2 protein-coding genes are annotated in these 699 nt (G+C 74.1%); one reads left to right on the top strand and one right to left on the bottom strand.

Annotated features, from left to right (window positions below; translation table 11 throughout):
* Positions 1–311: alpha-hydroxy-acid oxidizing protein (locus BAY1663_RS22840; protein WP_037045466.1), on the top strand; the 311-nt coding region annotated here is incomplete at its 5' end.
* Position 312: 1 nt separating this feature from the next.
* Here the strand turns inward: BAY1663_RS22840 and BAY1663_RS22835 are convergent.
* Positions 313–699, bottom strand: a 387-nt coding sequence (locus BAY1663_RS22835; protein ID WP_037045464.1) for a nitronate monooxygenase, incomplete at its 5' end; no start/stop codon positions are given.

The raw sequence follows: 699 nt of genomic DNA, 5'->3' as shown, positions 1-699 counted from the left end.
CCGAGGCGTTCGCTGGCTGGGGCATCCCCACGGCCGAGGCGATCCAGGCGGTGCGCCGGGCCTGCCCGCAGGCCACGCTGATCGGCTCCGGCGGCATTCGCGACGGCATCGACGCGGCCAAGGCACTCGCCCTCGGCGCCAACCTGGTTGGTCAGGCCGCCGCCGTGCTGCAAAGCGCGCTGGATTCCAGCGCGGCGGTGGTCGAGCACTTCCGCGTGCTGACCGAACAGCTGCGCATCGTCTGCTTCTGCACCGGCTCGGCCGACCTCGCTGCGCTGGCCCGGGCGCCGCTGGTGCGGGCGGCGGGCTGAGTCAGTCGCGCCAGCCGGCGGCCAGCTCGCGGGTCAGGGCGGCCGCGGGGATTTCCCGGCAGCCGCTGACGTTCTGCCCGGCCCAGAGCGGCGTGCAGTGATCCAGCCCGCGGCTTTCCGTCTTCGCCCGTAGCGCGCCGATGGCGTTGCCGGCCAGCGGGAAAGGCGGCACGCCGTCGGGCAGCGGGCCGAGTTCGCGCATGATGCGGTTGACGATGCCGCGTGCCGGACGGCCACTGAACAGCGTGGTCAATGCGGTATGCGCGGCCTGCGGGCTCTTCAGGGCGGCGCGATGGAACGGGTTGGCACGGCTTTCCGGACACAGCAGATAAGCGGTGCCGAGCTGCACGCCGGCGGCGCCCAGCGCCTGCGCCGCCGCCACGCCGCG

Source organism: Pseudomonas sp. BAY1663 (assembly GCF_000582595.1).
GTDB lineage: Bacteria > Pseudomonadota > Gammaproteobacteria > Pseudomonadales > Pseudomonadaceae > Stutzerimonas > Stutzerimonas stutzeri_AF.
Note: the sequence above shows the minus strand (reverse complement) of the source record. Positions and strands in the feature narration are given on the sequence as shown.